The organism is Winogradskyella psychrotolerans, from assembly GCF_018860545.1.
Classification (GTDB): Bacteria; Bacteroidota; Bacteroidia; order Flavobacteriales; family Flavobacteriaceae; genus Winogradskyella; species Winogradskyella psychrotolerans_A.
Map to the genome: position 1 here is coordinate 1 of NZ_JAHKPN010000039.1, position 20,868 is coordinate 20,868.

Here is a 20,868-nt window from a genome sequence, read left to right on the forward strand (position 1 = left end):
GGTTTACAGTGGAATACGACGAACCAAGCAACGGTGCACGTAAAGAATTTAAAGCCCATTTTACCTTGAAACGATAAGAAATTATGAAATTAAAAAAGTTTTGTTTAGTAGTATTTATAGCTTTTGTGGCAAATTTTAGCTTTGCCCAAGAAGGTATTCCTATTTATTCTGATTATTTAACAGATAATTATTATTTAATTCACCCTTCAATGGCTGGTGTTGCTAACTGTGCTAAAGTGAGATTAACAGCAAGACAACAATGGTTTGGTGTTGATGATGCTCCTAGCTTACAAACTTTAAGTATGAATGGACGAATAGGAGAGTCTCCTGTAGCCATTGGTGGTGTTCTTTTTAATGATTCTAATGGGTATCATTCTACAGTTGGTGGTTATGCGACTTTTGCCTATCACTTAATGTTTTCAAGAAATGAGATTGATTTAAATATGCTATCGTTTGGGTTAAGTGCTGGGTTCTTACAATATAAACTTGATGAAACAAGTTGGTTAGCGCCTGGTGAATTTGATGCGGCAGTTGCAGGAATTGAACAAAGTGCTACAAATTTTAATATTGATTTTGGATTCTCTTATCATTTTGTAGATTTCTATGCACATTTCACGGCTAAGAATATTTTAGATAATGATGGTGTCAATTATAACCAAAATGGAGAGTTTGAATTTAAAAACTTAAGAACTTATTTAGTGTCTTCTGGTTATACGTTTAGTCAGTATGGTAGTGATTGGAGCTATGAGCCTTCTATAATGTATATGTATAGAGATGCAACAGCAGAATCTTCAATAGATATAAATGCTAAAGTTTATAAGGAAATGGATTTTGGTAAAGTTTGGGGTGGATTATCTTACAGACGTAGTTTAGATGGAGCAGAGTTTCAAGATGGGTCTGGTGTTAGCAGTCAAAAACTACAATACATCACGCCATTTTTGGGTGTAGATTATAATAATTTTGTGTTTGCATATACCTATTCGTATCAAGCAAATACTGTGAATTTTAATTCAGGAGGTTTTCATCAATTAACGCTTGGATTTAACTTCAACTGTAGACGAGAGAAATATGAATGTAATTGTCCTGCAATTAACTAATATTTTTAATACATAAAATAAAAGAGGCTTAATGAAAATTGAGCCTCTTTTGTTTATGGTAACATTTAATTATTCCCATTTGTAATTTTTCTGTTCCGCTTGAGATTTTAAAGCTTTAATCATGGCACTTTCTAGGCTGTTATTAGAATCTTTAGTATGCTTAGCAATATACTCGCGGCGATTAAGGTTTAATGTTGCTATTTCTTCTTGAAGCTTCTTACGTAATTGTGCTTTTTCTTCAACATAAGTTTTGATTTCAGATTTAGATTTTCCCTGTAATTCTTCAGGTAATTCGCTATCTTTTATTTCATCATAAGAGAAATCAGCTTCTTTTTCGGCATCTACTAAATCCCAAGAACTGTTTTTGTATAATCGCGAACTTTTGCTAACTGTTCTACTTACAGCATTAGCTTTATTATAACTTCTCGCATTGGAATCTTGTTCCGCTTGCATTTCCATTTTAGCTCGGCCTGCACTTCCATAAGCCACATAAGTTTTATTTAATTTTTCATTCAATTCTAAAATTTGATCATCATAAGGTGATGCTATGTGAACGGTTGCTGCGTTATGATTGATAGCCATGTAATTTCCGTGTGTTAAATCCGCTCCATCTTTCCATTGCGTTGCAATCCCTTGATTATAATCACCACAAAAAATAGTATTCACGGTAACGTCATTTTGATGTGCTAATTTAGAAGCATCTTTATAACTCACGTTACCTTGAGAGTAGGGTTCATTTCCGGCAATAAAAATAAGTTTTAAATCCTCTTTGCTATTTCCCCATTCTAATTGATTTAAAGCGGTGTTAATTACTTTTCCACAATACTCATTTCCGCCATTAGTCGTTAACGAGAATAGCGATTTTGAAATTTCATCCAAATCATCACTAAAAGCAATGACTTGTCTTAAATAGCCTTCATCTGCATTAAGATTGTCATTGCCATATTCATATAGTGCGATTTTTAGATTAGGACTTTGATCTTCGCATTTGGCGTAAGACAATTCATTTACAATTTTCCAAAGTTGGGCTTTGGCTTGATCGATTAAACCATCCATACTATTACTAGTATCTAATAACAACGCGACTTTTATTTCAGGATTTTCAGCTGTAGAGGTTGTGTTAATTACAGTTTCCGAAATGGCTAAATCTTGTGTTCTGTTTTTCGATTTTGCATTACAAGCAGTTAACGATGCTAAGATTAATGCAAATACTAAGGTTTTAAATTGTGTTTTCATGTTTTTTATTTTTTAGTGTTTAACTCTTTAACGTCTATAGTTCCATTCGGAGAAATCACATAATATTTATGATCTATTTTTGTTTCAACTACAGGTGTTACTTTAGCTTCTTTCGGTTTCGGAGTAAAAACTAATTTTATATTCATACCTATTTGAACAACGGGTTCAAGAATTGAAGGATGAATCACCACATCATAATTCTCATACGTTAAAGGTTGATAATAATAAGAGGTCTGTTTTTTTACTGTGGTAACGCCTTTGTTTTTATCTAAAGCTTCAACAGAAGTACTATTATAGGCTTGATAGCTTTGGTAGAAATCCTTTGGAAAATAACAGTATTTATCATCTGCAATAGCTACATTATAAGTCGTCATGTCAAACCCAAGAGCTTTGTAATAGGCTTTCTTTTCATCAATAAGTTTCAGTAATTCATCTTGAAGATTTTTATAGACCTCTTGAATATTGTCTATATAATAATCAACCTTTACCAGATTATAAATTTCACTTTGAGCACAAGCTGATAAAATGGCTTCAAATTGACTGGTTTTTGTAAATTGGATATGAATGTTTTGTTGTAATTCAAATCCCTTAGGAACTTCAGTATAGGTTTTGCTGAATAGTTTCTTTGTAACTTCAACTTCATAGATAGGAATAAAAGAAATCACATCAATCGCCATATTTTTTTGAGAGATGCCAATAGCGTTTAAACGCTGTTTAATACTGTCTATACGTGCTGTCATTAATTGACTAGTCATCTCTGCAGACGATCCCATTTGAGAGACATTGAATATTGCTGTGTAAGTCGTAGCGCTTGCATTTTGAAGCGCTTTTACATCTACCGTTAATACATTACTGGGATGGAGTGTTTGATGAATTTGCTGCTGAACTGTTGGATTATAGATTTGTGCATTTCCAGAGCTTAAAATATTCTGTCTAGAAATATCTTGGGTAATTTCATTATAATTTCCGCGGTGTTGTGCTGAAAGACTAAAGCAGCTTATAAATAGTACTAGAAGTAAATTGATGGATTTCATTTTTTAGAATTGTTTTTTGATTTATGCAGTAAAGCTCTTGTGAAAAAACAAGAATCAAAATTCTTAATGAGTGATGCGAGACTCTGAGTGAGTAAAGTGCGCTACCTATTTAGTAGAACCGACTTTATCGGTATAAAAAGGGGTTGAAATTTCAGTAGCCCATTTTTTGAAACCAAATAAAGTATGTAGTTTAGTCCAACTAATTAAAAGCGAAGTGAGAATTTCTAAAACATATTATATACTGCTATTATTTTGCCTTATCGGTTTTTTATCTTTTGGGCAGAATAGGGAGGTAAAACGTGCCGATGAAAAGGCTGTGTTTACAATAAGGGGTTCTGTATCTGAAAAAGGAACTCATAAACCGTATAAGAATGTTGAGATTCTAGTAAATGGTGGGAAGTATGTAACCACTAGTTTTGATGGAACCTTTGATATACAAGCTAAAATTGGTGACGAGTTGATTGTGAAGCATCCCGATTTTGAAACTATTTACTACACAATAAAATCAAATGAGCGTATTAATATCGAAGTTGTAGATGCGCAACAATCTATTTCGCGTAGTAGTAGAAATAAGAGCGATTTTAAGCGTTTTAATCAAATGATTGATTCCGCTGATGCTTACCTCAAAAAGGATGCTGAAAGAAGTATCAAGTTTATTGGAGATGCTTTAAATGTCAATGTAACGGCTGCACAAAGTGCTGAAGCACAAGAATTATTAGGAGATATATATGTGTTCTGGAAACAGTTCGATTTGGCGATTTCAGCGTATAGAATTAGCCTTCAAAATACAGAAACGGCGTCGGCAAAATTGAAGTTAGCCAAAGCGTACTTAAATAATGAAAATTTTGAAACTAGCATAGCAACTTATAAGGAGATAGATGAAAATACCTTGTCTAATTATGAAAAAACAGTTTGGTATGAAGGCATTGGTGATGCTTATTTGAAATCGAAAAAATTTGATGACGCTATAAAGGCTTATGAAGATGGATTGACGGTGGCTAAGAAACACTTAATAGCTCCAAAAATCACCGATTTAAACTCTAGGATAGCTCAGGTGTATAGTGAGCAAGGGCAAACAAGCAAGGCAAAAGGTTACTTTACGAATTCATTGAATTTAGCGAAGCAAGAAAACAAGAAACGCGCTGTTGAAGAGCAGGTGAAAGTTGCTGAATTTAATAGTGAAAATGCAGAATACGAAAGTGAAATCGTTTTAAGAAAACAAGCGTTAGAAGGAATAAAAGATATTGAAACCGATTCTATAATTAGTAATGAAAGTCCAATTACATCTCAAAAGCAAAATTATAAAATTGGTAATGCCTATTTATTAAGTAATGATTTAACCAATGCCATTCCGTACTTAGAGAAAAGTATGGAAGAAGCAGGAGAACGAGGTGATTTAGATGTAAAATTAGATGCCACACGTAAGCTTTCTGAAGTTAATGCGCGGTTAGGGAATACAGAAAAAACAATCGCTTATAATGAAGAATATAAGGATGTTGTAGATGAATTATACGCTAGGAAAAGACAAGAAATTTCTCAAGCGGCACGTTTTAGTCGCAATATTGCAGAGCAGCAAAATAGAATAACCTCTCTAGAGAGTGATCGCGCATTATCTAAAAGTACTTATGAATTAACCCAAGAACGTAATAAAAGTCAACAACTTATTATTTATTCTTTAATAGGTGGTTTAATCCTATTGCTAATTACGGGTTTTTTAATGTTTAAATACATCAAACAACAACGATTGGCGAATAATTTATTAGCCTTAAAATCGTTGCGAAGCCAAATGAATCCACACTTTATTTTTAACGCTTTAAATTCTGTGAACACATTTATCGCGACCAATGATGAGCGAACCGCTAACAAATATTTGTCGGATTTTTCACAATTGATGCGTGCTGTATTAGAAAATAGTGAGGAAGATTTCATTCCACTAAAAAAGGAAATCGAATTGTTAAATTTATATACGAAGCTCGAACATTTCAGGTTTCAAGATAAGTTTGATTATACTATTGATGTGGATGACGCTGTGGATGTTGAAGAATTCCAGATTCCACCAATGTTATTACAGCCGTATATTGAAAATGCAGTTTGGCATGGCTTGCGTTACAAAAGAGATAAAGGGCATTTAAATATTACAATTCAACCCAAATCTAAAGATGAAATAACGATTACAATTTCTGATGATGGCATTGGTAGAAGTCGATCTAAAGCATTAAAAACAGATCATCAGAAAAAACAAAATTCAAAAGGCATGAACAACATTAAAAAACGAGTTGCCATTTTGAATGAAATGTATAAAGATAAAGTAGATGTAACGATTAATGATTTTCAGGACATGGAAGATGCAGGAACAAAAGTGGTCGTGACCCTAAAAAAAGATTAAATATGAAATTGAATGCCATCATCGTAGAAGACGAAGAAAATAGTAGATTAATTCTACGGAATTATTTGACAAAGTATTGCCCAAACATTTCAATTTTAGGAGAAGCTGCTAATATTGAAGAGGCTTTAATTTTAATTCGTAATCATGATTTGGATGTCGTGTTTTTAGATGTAGAGATGCCTTATGGTAATGCTTTTGATTTATTGGATAAGGTTGGTGATATTAATTTTGAAACCATATTTGTAACGGCTTATAATCATTATGCAATTGATGCTTTAAATGCACATGCCTCTTATTATTTAATGAAGCCTATTTCTATAGACGAATTGATAAAGGCTGTGGATTATGTTACTGAAATTAGAAGTAAAGAAGATGCGCTTCAAGATCAGATTTTAGTCCCAAAAACAAATTCGGTTAATGGTAAAATAACACTTCCACAGCAAGATGGTTTTGAGGTAATAGAAACTGCAGACATTATGTATTGCAAAGCTGATGATAATTACACTGAAATTTATTTTAATAACAACAAGAAGAAACTCGTTAGTAAAACTTTGAAGTACATTGAAGAAAGCCTAAAAGATGCCAATTTCGCTAGGGTGCATAAAAGCTATTTAGTTAACGTCAATGAAATTGTAAAATACGTAAAAGGTAAGGGAGGAAGTGTGGTGTTAAGTAGCGGAAAAGAAATTATGGTGTCAGCTTCAAAGAAGTCTGATTTATTGTCTTATTTCAAGTGATCGTATCAATTCAATTCTCTTCGGTTGAATTTAGGTTGAAATTTCCGTGGTTCTTTTTTGACTAGCTTTTTTTTAAGTAGTAAATAACAAATAGAACCTAAAGCGGGTAAGAATAATATAGCGAGAAACCATACGGTGCTCATATAAGGAGATTTAAACCGAGATCGTGTAATATCAAAAATTGCCCAAAACCAAAATACAATTGCGATAATAATAAAACCAAACATTAAAAAAGATGCCATAATCTGGTGTGTAAATTCATATATTTAAATACCCAACTCTACAACTAAGCCTTCATTAGCTCTCACATTAAATACCGTATTATCTTCAAAAATTAAATACTGCCCTTTAATTCCAACTAATTTTCCTGAGTAGCTTGGAGTTTTGCTTAAGTTAAGACTTTTTGGCTTTTCAGGATACTGGTCTACCGGAAAATGTATATGAGTCTCTGTGTTGTTCTCAATAAAATAAGGTAAAGCTTCTTCAGGAATAAAGGCTTTTAAATTATGTCTCCATTCTAATAAATCTTCATCTTTAATATCATTTTTCAACATGGTTCTCCAATTGGTTTTATCGGCAACATGGTCTTTTAAAGCGACTTCAGTAATACCTGCTAAATACCGGTTGGGAACTTCTACAATTTCAACAGCTTCATGAGCACCTTGATCAATCCAACGTGTTGGCACTTGGCTTTTTCTTGTAACACCAACTTTTACGTTACTGGAATTAGCTAAATACACAATATGCGGTTGTAGTTGCACTTTTTTTTCATACTCTAAATCCCGATCTTCTTTTCCTAAATGTGCGGTGCTTAATTCTGGTCGCATTATCCAATCTCCAGCAAAAGGTTTATCAAAAAAACAGGTCTTACAAAAGCCTTGTCTGTAAATGGGACGGTCTAATCCGCAGCTTAAACATTGGTGTCCAACCAATTTTATAGTAATGGTTTTATTCAATAATTGATTGACATGAATAAAGTCATTTTCAAAGACTAAATAGTATTGAATAGGTTCTAAAAATTCGGTTTGCATTTTAGTGAGGACTCCAGTATAAACCATGAAAGAAATTTAGTATTTTTAGCATTAATTAATAGTGTAAAGATAGCCAATCCATGCCAATTCCTATTGTAAATTCCATTGCGTCTTGGTTTTTGAAAAAACGATTCCATCAAATAGAGTTGTTTTTAAAATACCCTAACGAAGTCCAAAACGAATTACTTTTTAGTTTATTAAAGTTTTCTAAAGACACTGAGATAGGAAGGCAGTATGATTTCGATTCTATAAAAACGTATAGAGAATTTAATGAGCGAATTCCTGTAGTAAATTATGAGGAATTTCAGCCGTTAATTGAACGTTCTCGTAATGGTGAGCAGAATATTTTTTGGCCTCGACCTATAAAATGGTTTGCTAAATCTAGTGGTACTACTAATGCTAAAAGTAAATTTATTCCAGTAAGTTTTGAATCCTTAGAAGATTGCCATTATGCGGCAAGTAAGGATTTACTATGTATGTATTTAAATAATAATGAAGATGCGCAATTATTTACTGGTAAAAGTTTACGCTTAGGAGGGAGTAAAGAATTATACAAAGAAAACGGAACTGTATTTGGCGATTTAAGCGCTATTCTTATTGATAATATGCCATTTTGGGCAGAGTTTAGCAGTACGCCAAGTAATCGCGTGTCGCTTATGAGCGATTGGGAAACTAAAATGCAAGCTGTTGTAGAAGAAACGGTTGAGGAGAATGTTACCAGTTTGGCAGGTGTACCGTCTTGGATGTTGGTTCTAATGAATAACGTATTGGAGAAAACAGGGAAAGATAGTTTGTTTGATATATGGCCTAATCTAGAAGTTTATTTTCATGGAGGAGTAAATTTCAATCCATATATAGAACAGTATAAAGCTATTTTACCGTCAGATAAGTTTAGGTATTATGAAATTTATAATGCTTCTGAAGGGTTTTTTGCGATTCAAGATCAAAATAATTCTGGTGATTTATTATTGATGTTAGATTATGGGATTTTCTATGAGTTTATTCCCATGACATCCTATGGCACTGAAGAACAAAAAGTGATTCCCTTAGGTGAGGTGAAACTGAATACGAACTACGCGGTAATTATTACAACCAATGCTGGTTTATGGCGCTACAAAATTGGTGATACCATTCGTTTTGTAAGTTTAAGTCCACATAGAATTAGGGTGACCGGTAGAACCAAACATCATATAAATGCTTTTGGTGAAGAATTAATTATTGAAAATGCGGAAGAAGCTTTTAAAGATGTATGCAAACGTACAGCTGCTGAGATTGTGGATTACACAGCAGCCCCAATTTTTATGGATGGCAAAGAAAAGGGAGCGCATGAGTGGATTATTGAGTTTAAAAAACTACCCAATAATATGAGCCACTTTGAAGAGATGTTTGATAATTCCTTAAAGGCTTTAAATTCAGATTATGAAGCGAAACGTCTGAATAATATGACGCTCAACAAACCAAAAATTCACAGCGCAAGACATAATTTGTTCTATGATTGGTTAAAAGAACACAATAAGCTTGGAGGGCAACATAAAGTGCCACGTCTCTCCAATAGTAGAACTTATCTTGAGGAATTATTGCAGTTAAATCAGGTGTAAAATTATTTCAGATACAGTAGTACAAAACTCTGGGGGATTTGTATTAGGAAACCTTACACTTTATCGCCAATAATAACATTTACAATCACGATATCGTAAATCTAATAGATTTTAACTAATAAAAAAATCAAATTAAACTTACATTGATTGAAGCCTCTATATTAGCGGTAAATACATGTGCTGTCATTATTTAAATTCCCTCAACTATATATAAAGTATTGCGTGCAATATTTAATTAATCAATCCCTAACTAAAAATAAAAACCACAATTTCGAATCTTGAAATTGTGGTTTTTTAATGATGTAAAATTGAAGTTATGAAACGGCCTTCAATTTCTTAATTGTGGATTTATTCAAACGATCTTCAGCATACGCTTTCGTAATGTTTAATTTCGTTTCATCCGAGCTTGGTAAGTCAAACATCGCTTCCGTTAATATTTCCTCGCAAAGTGATCTTAAACCACGAGCACCAAGTTTGTACTCAATAGCTTTTTCTACAATATAATCTAAAGCCCCATCTGTAATAGTAAAAGCAATATCATCCATCTCAAACAGTTTTTTATATTGTTTGATGATAGCATTTTTAGGTTCTGTTAATATAGCTCTTAATGTTTTAGCATCTAACGGGTCCATATGTGTTAAAACCGGTAAACGACCTATGATTTCTGGAATTAATCCAAAATCTTTTAAATCTTTAGGAGTTATGTATTGTAGCATATTATCCTTATCTATAGTATCCGTATTCATTGAACTATAGCCAATAGATTGCATGTTCATTCGTTTTGTAATGACACGTTCAATGCCATCAAAAGCTCCACCTGCAATAAATAAGATATTTTCGGTATCTACTTCAATAAATTTTTGATCTGGATGCTTACGACCTCCTTTTGGTGGGACATTAACGACAGTACCTTCTAAAAGTTTTAATAAAGCTTGTTGCACTCCTTCTCCAGAAACATCTCTTGTTATAGAAGGGTTGTCACTTTTACGAGCGATCTTATCAATTTCATCAATAAAAACAATACCACGTTGTGCTTTTTCAAGATTGTAATCTGCAGCTTGTAATAAGCGTGTTAAAATACTTTCTACATCTTCACCAACGTAACCAGCTTCAGTCAGTACCGTAGCATCAACAATTGCAAGTGGTACGTTTAACATTTTTGAAATGGTTTTAGCCATTAATGTTTTACCTGTACCAGTTTGCCCAACCATAATGATATTACTTTTTTGTATTTCAATATCATCGTCAGTTGGTGCTTGTAATAAACGTTTGTAATGATTATATACTGCAACAGACATCACGCGTTTTGTGAATTCTTGCCCAATAATATATTCATCTAAAAAAACTTTAATTTCTTTAGGTTTTTTAAGCATTAACTCTGCACTTAAATCTGAATTACCAGATTGTTTAGACTCTTCAATTACTATACCGTGAGCTTGCTCTATGCAACGATCACAAATGTGTGCATCTAAACCTGCAATAAGCAAGCTAGTTTCTGGCTTTTTCCTACCACAAAATGAACATTCTAATTCTTCCTTTGCCATCTTCAATTTTTTTAATTCCTGTGAAAGCAGAAATCGCTTTTTACTTTTTAATTATAAGTCGAAACTAATTGCAATTACTTTCTCGTTAATACTTCATCAATCATACCGTACTCTAAGGCTTCTTGAGAGCGCATCCAGTAATCTCTATCAGAATCCTTTTCAACTTGCTCTATTGATTTTCCTGAATGTTTAGCAATAACTGCATATAATTCTTCTTTTACTCTAATGGTTTCTTTTAATGCAATTTGCATATCACTTAATTGCCCTTGAGTTCCACTACTGACTTGGTGAATCATTACACGAGAATGTGTTAAGGCAGAACGTTTGCCTTCTGCACCTGCACATAATAACACGGCTGCCATTGAAGCTGCAATACCCGTACAAATAGTAGCGACATCTGGTTTAACAAATTGCATGGTGTCATATATACCTAAACCAGCATAAACTGAACCTCCTGGCGAGTTGATATAAATTTGAATATCTTTATTAGAGTCCGTACTCTGTAAAAACAATAATTGTGCTTGTATGATATTAGCTACTTGGTCATTGACACCTGTTCCTAAAAATATAATACGATCCATCATTAAACGAGAGAATACATCAAAAACAGCGATATTCATCTGACGTTCTTCAATAATATTCGGTGTCATATTTGAAGGATACATACTTTCTATGATCTTAGAATAGTAATTACTGTTGATTCCTTGATCTTTTATTGCAAATTTTTCAAATTCTTTTCCGTAATCCATATAAGTTTTAATTCTTTTAATTAATGTTGTTTTTCATAAAGCACTAGTAATGTACTTGGTATAGCGTTTGCATTTTATGAAAAATGTACTCCCAAAAAAAGGCGTAAAATTTTTACATTTTACGCCTTAAAGATACTAATAATTTTTAGGTTACGGTTTTCCCGTAACTACATTTTAAGGTTTTAAGCTAAAGCCTTAATACTTTTAGAATTAGCTATAGAATTCTTTAACAAAATCATCGTAAGTGATGTCTTTGGTCTTTATATTAGCTTCAGTCTTATATAAGTTTAGTAATTTTTGACTCATTAATTGCTCGGACATACGCTTTACTTCGTCTTGGTTTCCTAAGATTCTTGCAGCAATGTCTTCCAATTCTTTGTCTGAAGGATTCATTTGTCCAAATTGAGCCATTTGCCCTTTAATCATTTCCATTGAATGCGATTTCAATTCTTCAAATTGAACTTGTAGCTTATGCTCAGTAATTAATTTACCTTCAATAAGCTGGTAACGCATGCTTTTTTCAGACTTTTCGTATTCTTCTTTAGCTTGCTCTTCAGTCATTTCTTCTTCACCTGCAGTTTGCATCCACTTCTGCAAGAAACTTGCTGGTAAATCGAATTTTGTATTTTCTATAAGAGTCTCAGTGACATCATTCAATAACTTCTGGTCACCTTGTTGAGCAAATTGCTTTTCTGAGTCTTCTTTAATTTTGTCTTTTAATTCGGTTACAGAAGTAACGATTCCTTTTCCGAATAACTTATCGAATAACTCTTGGTCTAAATCCGCTAATTCACGCTCGTTAATTTCAGTGATGGTAAAATTCACTTCAATATCTAAACCATGAGCATCATCATGAGGTACTTTTAACGCGTTCATTAAATCGTGATCGTCGCTAAATAAGCCTTTAGTTTTTAATGTAATTACATCACCAACTTTTGCTCCAATAAATTTCTTAGGATTTGTTTTTCCTTTCAATTTATCTAAAGTAATCATTGTAGAATTATCGATTTCTTTTTCCTCGTTTGTGAAAGTTCCTGTGATTTCAGAATCTTTTGTTACTTCGTTTTGAGAAACGATTTTTCCATATTGTTTTTGAATATGAACAATCTGATCATCGATCATTTTGTCATCAGCTACAATATTATAATGTGTTATTGCTTTTTTACTTTTTAGATTAACGTTGAATTCTGGTGCTAAACCTAATTCAAATTCAAATGTAAATGCTTCAGCATCCCAATCTAAATCGTCTTGTGCTTTTGGTAAAGGATTACCTAAAACATCTAACTTTTCTTCAACTAAATATTTACCAAGAGCATCTTGTAGTAATTTATTTACTTCATCTACCAATACAGCTTTGCCATATTGCTTTTTTACCATTCCCATTGGTACATGACCTTTTCTAAAACCAGGAATGTTTGCAGACTTTCGGTAATCTACTAAGATTTTCTCTACTTTGTCGCTATAATCTTCTTTAGCGATGTCCACTTTTACAACTGCATTTAATGCATCGATGTTTTCTCTTGTGATATTCATTTTTTTGAAACTAAAAATTGGGCTGCAAAAATACAATTTTTTTTGCAACCCAACAATAGTTTTAAAGGTTTGACTTTAAGCTAGTCTTTACTGTCTTTTAAGAATGATTGTAGTAGCGATTGCAAAATAGATAAAAGCACACTAAATAATAATGCCGTCCAAAAGCCAGAGACGCTAAATCCATCGATTAGATTACTTGCTAATAATATAATTAGCGCATTGATGACTAATAGAAAAAGTCCTAAGGTGACAATGGTTACTGGTATGGTTAGAATTACTAGTATTGGTTTTACTAACAAATTTAGAATTGCTAACACTACAGCAACTATAATGGCTCCAACATAACCGTCAACAGTAACTCCATTGAGGATGTTTGCTAAAATAAAAACGGCTAATGCGTTTAGTAGAAGTCTAATTAATAAATTCATGATAATTATTTTAATTAAGTTTCTCTAAGATACAAAATTCATTACAGCATCATAAAAATCCTTTGGGTTTTCGGCATGTAACCAATGGCCCGCATTTGAAATAGTGATGATTTCAGAATTTGGAAAATGTCTATGAATAATAGTTTCATCTGTGTCTCCAATATATTCTGACCGGTCTCCACGTAAAAACAAAGTGTCTTTTTCAAAGACAGCATGGACAGGAAGGGCTTCACCGACTTCGGAAACATTGTTTTTTAAGACCTCTAAATTTATACGTAAACCAAGTTGTCCTTTTTCTACCCAATATAAGTTTTTGAGCAAAAACATGCGAATTCCGGCTTCATGAATATAATGACTTAAGGCTTTGTCGGCGTCACCTCTGGTTTTTAATTCTGAAAAATCTAAACTACTTAAGCCTTCTAAAATGGCATCATGATGTACGGGATAGTATCGTGGTGAAATATCCGCCACAATTAATTTATTTACCAATTCTGGATATGTCGCAGCAAATAACATAGCGGTTTTTCCACCCATGGAATGGCCTAATAGGATAATGTCACTTAAATTATGGTCGTCACAATAATGTTTTAAATCTTCAGCCATGACTTCGTAATCAAAGTCTTCTGAATGAAAACTACGACCGTGATTTCGTTGATCTACGAGGTGAACTTCAAAATTTGATTCGGAAAATTGTTTGGCTAAGGTTTTCCAATTGTCTCCCATGCCTAAAAAGCCGTGAAGAATAATAAATGGTTTGCCTTCTCCTATAATGTTTGAATGTAGTTGCATTTAAACTTTTTTTTCACGCAGAGGCGCAAAGGCGCAAAGCTGTGTGTGGTTATGTGGATGTGATTTTTTTATGAATTATAGAGCTTATTGAATCTCATATTGTAATACATTTTTAAATAAACGTGTTTTTCTTTCTGCCTCTGCGGCTTTGCGTGAAATACCTTTTTAATTCTTATTTAAGCTTTTCTAAATACTTTCCAATCACATTCTCAACTCCCATATATAAACTTTCTGCAATTAGTGCGTGTCCTATAGATACTTCTAATAAGCCCGTAATATTTTCTTTAAAGAATGCGATATTATCTAAGGATAAATCATGACCGGCATTAATGCCTAATTGTAAAGTATTGGCTAAGCCTGCACATTCCATATAAGGTTGTATGGCATTTTCATTTCCCAAACTATATTGGTGTGCAAAGGCTTCAGTATACAGTTCTATGCGGTCAGTGCCAGTTGCTTTAGCACCTTCAATTTGATGTAAATCTGGATCTACAAATATGGAAGTTCTGATGCCATTGGCTTTAAACTCTTTAATAACGTCAATTAAAAAATCTTTATGTTTTATAGTGTCCCAGCCTGCATTAGACGTAATTGCATCCACAGAATCTGGGACTAAAGTCACCTGAGTTGGTTTAATCTTTAGAACCATATCTACAAACTTAGGAATGGGATTGCCTTCTATGTTGTATTCCGTATAAACTTCGGATTTTAAATCGTAAGCATCTTGGTAACGGATATGTCTTTCGTCTGGTCTTGGATGAATTGTGACTCCTTCCGCACCAAATCGTTGCACGTCTTTTGCAAACTGCACAACGTTAGGGACATCGCCTCCGCGACTATTTCGTAACGTTGCAATCTTATTTATATTAACACTTAACTTTGTCATTATAATAGGTTTTGAATCACAAAAATACAAAGTAGGAGGTGTAATGTATGGTTATTTTTGATTAATTTGCAACATATTTAATACAGTTTAATGGAGCTTCAAGACTATATAATAAACGACATAAAACCTATACATGTAACGGATAAAATAAGTGATTTAAAATTACTCTTTAATCAGTTGACGTATTCTCATATTCCTATTGAAAAGGACGGAGTTTATATGGGTTGTATTTCTGAAACAGATGCACATTGTTTTGATGGAGCAATTACTATTAGTGATTGTAATTACGCTATTGAAGGTTTTTTTGTTAGACTAACCACTAATTGGTTAGATGTTTTAGAAAAATTTGCTCAAAACGATTCTAATATAATGCCTGTTTTAGATCCTAATAATAAATATTTAGGATATTATGAGTTAAATGATATTATTCACCTCTTTAATGAAACCCCTTTCTTTGCTGAACCAGGAGGGATTTTAATTGTAGAAAAAGGTGTTAATGATTATTCTTTTAGTGAAATTAGTCAGATTGTTGAGTCTAACGACGCTAAGCTTTTAGGTGCATTTATTTCTAAGATGGAAGGGGATTTAGCAAGCATCACATTAAAAATAAGTAATACGAGTCTGAATGACATTATTCAATCATTTAGACGTTATAGTTATAATATTGTTTCTGGTCACGAAGATGATTCTTATCTCGAAACGCTAAAGGAACGTTCGCAATATCTAGACAAATACCTAAATATGTAATGATAAAAGTAGCAATTTACGGTCAGAATTACTTAAAAGAAATTACTCAGCAGGCCGTTGAGAAATTAATTGATGTTTTATTAGAGAAGAAGGCTGAGATTTATGTTGAAGAAGATTTTTTAATTACACAGTTTCAAAACGTAAAAGACAATCCTCATATTAATACCTTTCATACGTTAGATGATAGTTTTAATTTATTAATTAGTGTTGGAGGTGATGGTACTATTTTAAGAGCCATAACTTATGTTAGAGATTTAAATATTCCTGTGGTAGGAATAAACACCGGGAGATTAGGTTTTTTAGCAACTATTCAAATTGATGATATCCAATCGGCTTTAACAGAGATTTTTAATGGGGAATACAAAATTTCTGAACGTGCCTTACTTAGTGTTACTACAGATCCAGAACATCAGGATATTCTAAACACACATTTTGCACTGAATGAAATTGCTATCAGCCGAAAAAACACCACATCCATGATTACGATTGAAACCCATCTCGATGATGAGTTTTTAACCACGTATTGGGCGGATGGACTAATTTTGTCTACACCAACCGGTTCTACAGGGTACTCATTAAGTTGTGGTGGACCTGTTATCGCACCAAATGCAAAAAACTTTGTATTAACTACTATAGCGCCTCATAATTTAAGTGCAAGACCATTAGTGTTACCCGATAGCAAAACAGTTACACTTAGGGTTAATGGTAGAGAGGATCAATTTTTAATGTCTTTAGATTCGCGTATCGTTACGCTTTCAAATACAACGACAGTTACTGTGAAAAAAGCAGATTTTGTAATAAAGATGGTAGAGCTTTTAGATGAATCCTTCTTAGCAACCCTTAGAAAAAAATTACTTTGGGGAGAAGATCGACGTAACTAATACATTTTTATACAATAATTACCTTCTTATACTGTTTTCTGTAAGACTATTTGTGTCAAATTATTGCGCACAAATCAGAATTGTTATATTTGCAAACTTTGAAAACTATATGAGATATTTTTTTCTACTTTTTTTATGCGTTTTTATCACCAATAATGTGGATGCTCAAATTTATGAAGTTGGAGTATACGCAGGTGGAAGTAATTTTATTGGAGATGTAGGTGCAACAGATTACATTTCTCCAAATCAATTTGCTTTTGGTGTTTTAGCAAAATGGAATAGAAGTCCTAGGCACTCATTTAGAGCTTCAGTGATTTTTTCAGATTTGGAAGGTGTTGATGCAAAATCAGATGATCCAAGACGAAAAGAACGTGGTTACGAATTTAATTCGAGTATAATAGAGATTTCATTGGGTATGGAATTCACCTTTTTAGAATTTGACCTTCATACTATAGGTACAAAAGGAACACCTTATTTATATTCAGGACTTACACTTACTAATCACGATAATTATTATTTTTCAACAACTGGTGAGTATACATCAGAAAATACAAATAGTTGGGCATTTGGAATTCCCATGGTATTAGGCTATAAAACAAATATAACTAACCAAATGGTTTTAGCTGCAGAAGTTGGTGCACGCTATACATTTTCGGATGAATTAGACGGAAGTGTACCAGATTCTGAAGACAGAGATGCGTTAAGTTTTGGAAATACTAATAATAACGATTGGTATATGTTTACCGGAATTACATTAACTTACACCTTTGGTAGAAGACCTTGCTATTGCAATTTTTAAATGAGTTTAAAAGAACAAATAAATAAAGAAAAACTTCCTGCGCATCTTGCCGTTATAATGGATGGCAACGGTCGTTGGGCAAAACAACAAGGGTTATTACGTGTTGTTGGTCATGAAAATGGAACCAAATCTGTAAGACAAACCGTTGAGGCTTGTGCGGAATTGGGTATTAAGAACTTAACGCTTTATGCATTTTCTACTGAAAACTGGAATAGACCAAAATTAGAAGTTCAAACCTTAATGAAGCTTTTGGTAAAGTCCTTAAAGAAGGAAATGAAAACATTTGAAGACAATAATATTAAATTGTGTGCTATTGGTAATTTAAACGATTTACCAAGTAAGGCACATAAAGAACTACTAGATGTTATTGAGAAAACAAAAAATAATACAAACATGACATTAACTTTAGCGTTGAGCTATGGTTCTCGTGAAGAAATTGTTAATGTTATTAAGGAATTGTCAGTTAAAGTTAAAAATAATATAATTTCTCCTGAAAGTATTGACGAATCAATTATTAATAAGCATCTTTACACGCACAATTTACCAGACGTGGACTTACTTATACGGACAAGCGGAGAGCAACGTATCAGTAACTTTTTACTATGGCAAATAGCCTATGCTGAACTATATTTTACAGATGTTTTATGGCCAGATTTTACGAAAGAAAATCTATATGAGGCACTCATAAATTATCAAAACAGAGAACGAAGATTTGGAAAAACAAGCGAACAACTTACCTAATGCCGCAAAATTGAAGTCATACATTAAACTTTTTTGTATAGCATGCCTTTTTACAATTTCATTTAACAGTTTTGCTCAAGTAGAGAGCGGAGAAACCTATCTGATTAAAGAAATTACAGTTACCGGAAACACTAATTTTAGTGCTCAAACGATTATAGCCTATTCTAAGCTAAGAAAAGACGAAGAGATCCAAGTTGGTGGAGAAAAAATAGCCAATGCAGTAAAGACTTTATGGAAATCTAATTTATTCAGTAGTATTGATATTTATGTGGTTAACATTGATGGAAATACCGCAAACTTAGAGATTAATCTAAGTGATTTGCCTGAGCTTAAGGATCTGACAATAGAAGGAGTTAAAAGAGGAAAAAGGGATGAGATTATTAACGAGAACAAGTTAAAAGCTGGTCAGAAAGTAACCGAAAACCTTATTGCTACAACAAGGAATTACCTTACCAACAAGTATAAAAAGAAAGGCTTCTTAAATACAGATGTAAAAATAAGCACTTCAGAAGTTATTGATTCTATTGAGAAGGAGCGTGTAGACATGCGTATTCTTATCGATAAGGGTGAGAAAGTGAAAATTAAAACGATTACTTTTGAAGGTAACGAAAAAATAACAGACAAAAAGCTTCGTAAGGCTATGAAGAGTACGAAGCAAAAGAAATTTATTAGAATCTTAAAGCGATCTAAATATATTGAAGATGATTTCAGAGAAGATTTAGTAAGTGTTGTAGATTATTATAAAGAGAATGGGTATAGAGATGCTAGAATTATTTCGGACTCAATTACTTATTTAAATGATAAAACAATTAGCCTGAATATTAAGGTTGAAGAAGGTGAAAAATACACTTTCGGAAAGATTTCTTTTGTTGGTAATACAATTTATTCAGATCAACAATTATCTAACCTGCTTGGGTTAAAAGAAGGTGATACTTATAATGGAGTAGAATTACGAGAACGTATTGCAGATGAATCTAATCCTGATGCTAACGATATAACCAATGCTTATCAAAACTTCGGTTATATGTTCTCTACGATTAATCCTGTAGAAGTTAGTGCTGAGGGGAACGTCATAGATATGGAAATCCGTATCTCAGAAGGTAAGCCTGCTTACTTTAATAATGTAACTGTTGTGGGTAATGATGTTACTAATGATCACGTTATCTACAGAGAAATTAGAACTCGTCCAGGTGAGTTATACAGAAAATCAGATATTATTAGAACGATTAGAGAATTAGGGCAACTTGGTTATTTTGATGCTCAACAGATCGTTCCAGATATTAAAAATCCAAATCCAGTTGATGGAACATTAGATGTAGAATATTCTTTAGTGGAACAAGGTTCTAGCCAAATACAACTACAAGGTGGTTATGGTGGAGGTGGTTTCATCGGTACTTTAGGATTGTCGTTTAATAACTTTTCTATAAAAGATATTTTTAAGAAAGATGCTTATAACCCTGTACCTAGAGGAGATGGTCAAAGTTTAGCCTTACGACTTCAAGCTAGTCAATATTTTCAAACGTATAGTTTTTCATTTAGTGAACCTTGGCTTGGTGGTAAAAAACCATTCCAATTATCATCTTCACTTTCCTACTCAAGACAGTTTTTGTATGATTCTTCAACAGGAAGTGCTGATAAAAGTAAGAGCTTTAATATTACTGGTTTAACCGTGGGTGTGTCAACAAGGTTGGCTGAACCAGATGATTATTTTTTATTGTCTCAGGCTGTAAGTTACCAGCACTATGACCTTCAAAACTATAATACTGGTTTATTTACTTTTGGTGATGGTACCTCAAATAATTTATCTTATACCATTGGTTTAAGTCGAAGTGACCTTCGTGTGGATCCAATTTTCCCAACAGGTGGATCTAGTTTCTCTGTTTCTGCCAAATTTTCATTCCCATATTCATTGGTGAATGGAGTGGATTATACAGCGCTTAAAGAAGAAAGAGATGAACAAAATGAGATTATAAGTGATTACTACGCTAATTCTAGTCCATCTTTACAAGAAACAGCAATCTTTGATGATGCGACGGAAAGAGTATCAGAAATTGACCAAGAGCGTTTTAAGTGGCTCGAGTTTTATAAAATCAAATTTAAGGCGGATTGGTACCAATCACTTACTAAAAAATTAGTGTTGCGTCCTAGTATGGAATTTGGGTTTCTTGGAGCCTATAACAATGATCGTGGTGTGATTCCTTTTGAACGCTTTTTCTTAGGTGGTGATGGTCTTGCTAATTATTCTTTAGATGGAAGAGAAGTGGTTCAATTAAGAGGGTATCCTAACCAATCTTTATCTTCAGATGATGGTGGGTCTATTTATAGTAAATTTTCATTAGAACTACGTTATCCTATTACCTTAGGAGCACAAGCTAAAATTTATGCACTTTCATTTTTAGAAGCAGGTACATCTGTAAATGACTTTAAAGATTACGATCCATTTAAACTTCAGAGATCAGCCGGTTTTGGACTTAGAATATTTATGCCAGCCTTTGGGTTACTTGGTATAGACTTCGGTCATGCATTCGATGAATCTCCATACGGTACTACAGTAAAAAATTGGGAAACGCACTTCATAATTGGGCAACAATTTTAAGTTTGGCACGATATTTTCTAATATCAAAACAAGGATTTCATCACATTGTTAAAATT

19 protein-coding genes are annotated in these 20,868 nt (G+C 33.0%); 9 read left to right on the top strand and 10 right to left on the bottom strand.

Annotation, left to right across the window (positions count from 1 at the left end; translation table 11 throughout):
• Nucleotides 1-83: 83 nt before the first annotated feature.
• Nucleotides 84-1,097: a PorP/SprF family type IX secretion system membrane protein gene (locus tag KO515_RS12585; RefSeq protein ID WP_215936696.1), complete on the top strand. Its 1,014-nt coding sequence runs from the start codon at nt 84-86 to the stop codon at nt 1,095-1,097.
• Between the two features lie 69 nt (nt 1,098-1,166).
• On the opposite strand, the gene KO515_RS12590 is transcribed toward KO515_RS12585, so the two are convergent.
• Nucleotides 1,167-2,333 (bottom strand): vWA domain-containing protein, encoded by a 1,167-nt coding sequence (locus tag KO515_RS12590; RefSeq protein WP_215936697.1) that lies wholly within the window; start codon nt 2,331-2,333, stop codon nt 1,167-1,169.
• Between the two features lie 5 nt (nt 2,334-2,338).
• Entirely contained in the window at nt 2,339-3,367 is a 1,029-nt protein-coding gene (locus tag KO515_RS12595) for an SIMPL domain-containing protein (RefSeq protein WP_215936698.1), read from the bottom strand.
• A 166-nt stretch (nt 3,368-3,533) separates the two neighbouring features.
• Between KO515_RS12595 and KO515_RS12600 the strand changes: the two genes are divergently transcribed.
• Both KO515_RS12600 and KO515_RS12605 read left to right on the top strand, forming a co-directional pair.
• Nucleotides 3,534-5,753: a tetratricopeptide repeat-containing sensor histidine kinase gene (locus tag KO515_RS12600; protein ID WP_252723864.1), complete on the top strand. Its 2,220-nt coding sequence runs from the start codon at nt 3,534-3,536 to the stop codon at nt 5,751-5,753.
• Nucleotides 5,754-5,755: 2 nt separating this feature from the next.
• Nucleotides 5,756-6,490 (top strand): LytR/AlgR family response regulator transcription factor, encoded by a 735-nt coding sequence (locus KO515_RS12605; protein WP_215936699.1) that lies wholly within the window; start codon nt 5,756-5,758, stop codon nt 6,488-6,490.
• Nucleotides 6,491-6,495: 5 nt separating this feature from the next.
• Here KO515_RS12605 and KO515_RS18885 read toward each other — a convergent pair whose 3' ends face one another.
• Together KO515_RS18885 and KO515_RS12615 are read right to left on the bottom strand one after the other, a co-directional pair.
• Nucleotides 6,496-6,732: a PLDc N-terminal domain-containing protein gene (locus KO515_RS18885; RefSeq protein WP_215936700.1), complete on the bottom strand. Its 237-nt coding sequence runs from the start codon at nt 6,730-6,732 to the stop codon at nt 6,496-6,498.
• Nucleotides 6,733-6,756: 24 nt separating this feature from the next.
• Nucleotides 6,757-7,548: a DUF2797 domain-containing protein gene (locus KO515_RS12615; RefSeq protein ID WP_215936701.1), complete on the bottom strand. Its 792-nt coding sequence runs from the start codon at nt 7,546-7,548 to the stop codon at nt 6,757-6,759.
• Between the two features lie 53 nt (nt 7,549-7,601).
• Between KO515_RS12615 and KO515_RS12620 the strand changes: the two genes are divergently transcribed.
• A complete protein-coding gene (locus KO515_RS12620) occupies nt 7,602-9,119 on the top strand; it encodes a GH3 auxin-responsive promoter family protein (protein WP_215936702.1) in 1,518 nt (505 codons plus the stop codon).
• 314 nt (nt 9,120-9,433) lie between these two features.
• On the opposite strand, the gene clpX is transcribed toward KO515_RS12620, so the two are convergent.
• The 6 genes from clpX to KO515_RS12650 form a co-directional block, all read right to left on the bottom strand.
• Nucleotides 9,434-10,663, bottom strand: a complete 1,230-nt coding sequence (gene clpX / locus KO515_RS12625; RefSeq protein WP_215936703.1) for an ATP-dependent Clp protease ATP-binding subunit ClpX — start codon at nt 10,661-10,663, stop codon at nt 9,434-9,436.
• 74 nt (nt 10,664-10,737) lie between these two features.
• A complete protein-coding gene (locus KO515_RS12630; RefSeq protein WP_215936704.1) occupies nt 10,738-11,412 on the bottom strand; it encodes a ClpP family protease in 675 nt (224 codons plus the stop codon).
• A gap of 210 nt (nt 11,413-11,622) precedes the next feature.
• A complete protein-coding gene (gene tig, locus KO515_RS12635; protein WP_215936705.1) occupies nt 11,623-12,945 on the bottom strand; it encodes a trigger factor in 1,323 nt (440 codons plus the stop codon).
• An 80-nt stretch (nt 12,946-13,025) separates the two neighbouring features.
• Nucleotides 13,026-13,373, bottom strand: coding sequence for a phage holin family protein (locus tag KO515_RS12640; protein WP_215936706.1), 348 nt, complete (start codon nt 13,371-13,373; stop codon nt 13,026-13,028).
• Nucleotides 13,374-13,397: 24 nt separating this feature from the next.
• Nucleotides 13,398-14,162 carry an alpha/beta fold hydrolase gene (locus tag KO515_RS12645; protein WP_215936707.1) on the bottom strand — a complete coding sequence of 255 codons (765 nt, stop codon included), beginning with the start codon at nt 14,160-14,162 and terminating at the stop codon, nt 13,398-13,400.
• 172 nt (nt 14,163-14,334) lie between these two features.
• A complete protein-coding gene (locus KO515_RS12650; protein WP_215936708.1) occupies nt 14,335-15,048 on the bottom strand; it encodes a pyridoxine 5'-phosphate synthase in 714 nt (237 codons plus the stop codon).
• Nucleotides 15,049-15,138: 90 nt separating this feature from the next.
• Between KO515_RS12650 and KO515_RS12655 the strand changes: the two genes are divergently transcribed.
• From KO515_RS12655 to bamA, 5 genes are all read left to right on the top strand, one after another.
• Nucleotides 15,139-15,795, top strand: coding sequence for a CBS domain-containing protein (locus KO515_RS12655; RefSeq protein ID WP_215936709.1), 657 nt, complete (start codon nt 15,139-15,141; stop codon nt 15,793-15,795).
• Nucleotides 15,796-15,797: 2 nt separating this feature from the next.
• The gene (locus KO515_RS12660; protein ID WP_215936880.1) at nt 15,798-16,676 is read left to right on the top strand and encodes an NAD kinase; all 879 of its coding nucleotides are present in this window, start codon (nt 15,798-15,800) and stop codon (nt 16,674-16,676) included.
• Between the two features lie 109 nt (nt 16,677-16,785).
• On the top strand, nt 16,786-17,475 hold the full coding sequence (locus KO515_RS12665) for a DUF6089 family protein (protein WP_215936710.1): 690 nt from the start codon (nt 16,786-16,788) through the stop codon (nt 17,473-17,475).
• Nucleotides 17,476-18,216: an isoprenyl transferase gene (locus KO515_RS12670; protein WP_215936711.1), complete on the top strand. Its 741-nt coding sequence runs from the start codon at nt 17,476-17,478 to the stop codon at nt 18,214-18,216.
• Nucleotides 18,188-20,812, top strand: coding sequence for an outer membrane protein assembly factor BamA (bamA, locus tag KO515_RS12675; RefSeq protein ID WP_215936712.1), 2,625 nt, complete (start codon nt 18,188-18,190; stop codon nt 20,810-20,812). The genes KO515_RS12670 and bamA overlap by 29 nt, the downstream gene beginning before the upstream one ends.
• Nucleotides 20,813-20,868 lie beyond the last annotated feature (56 nt).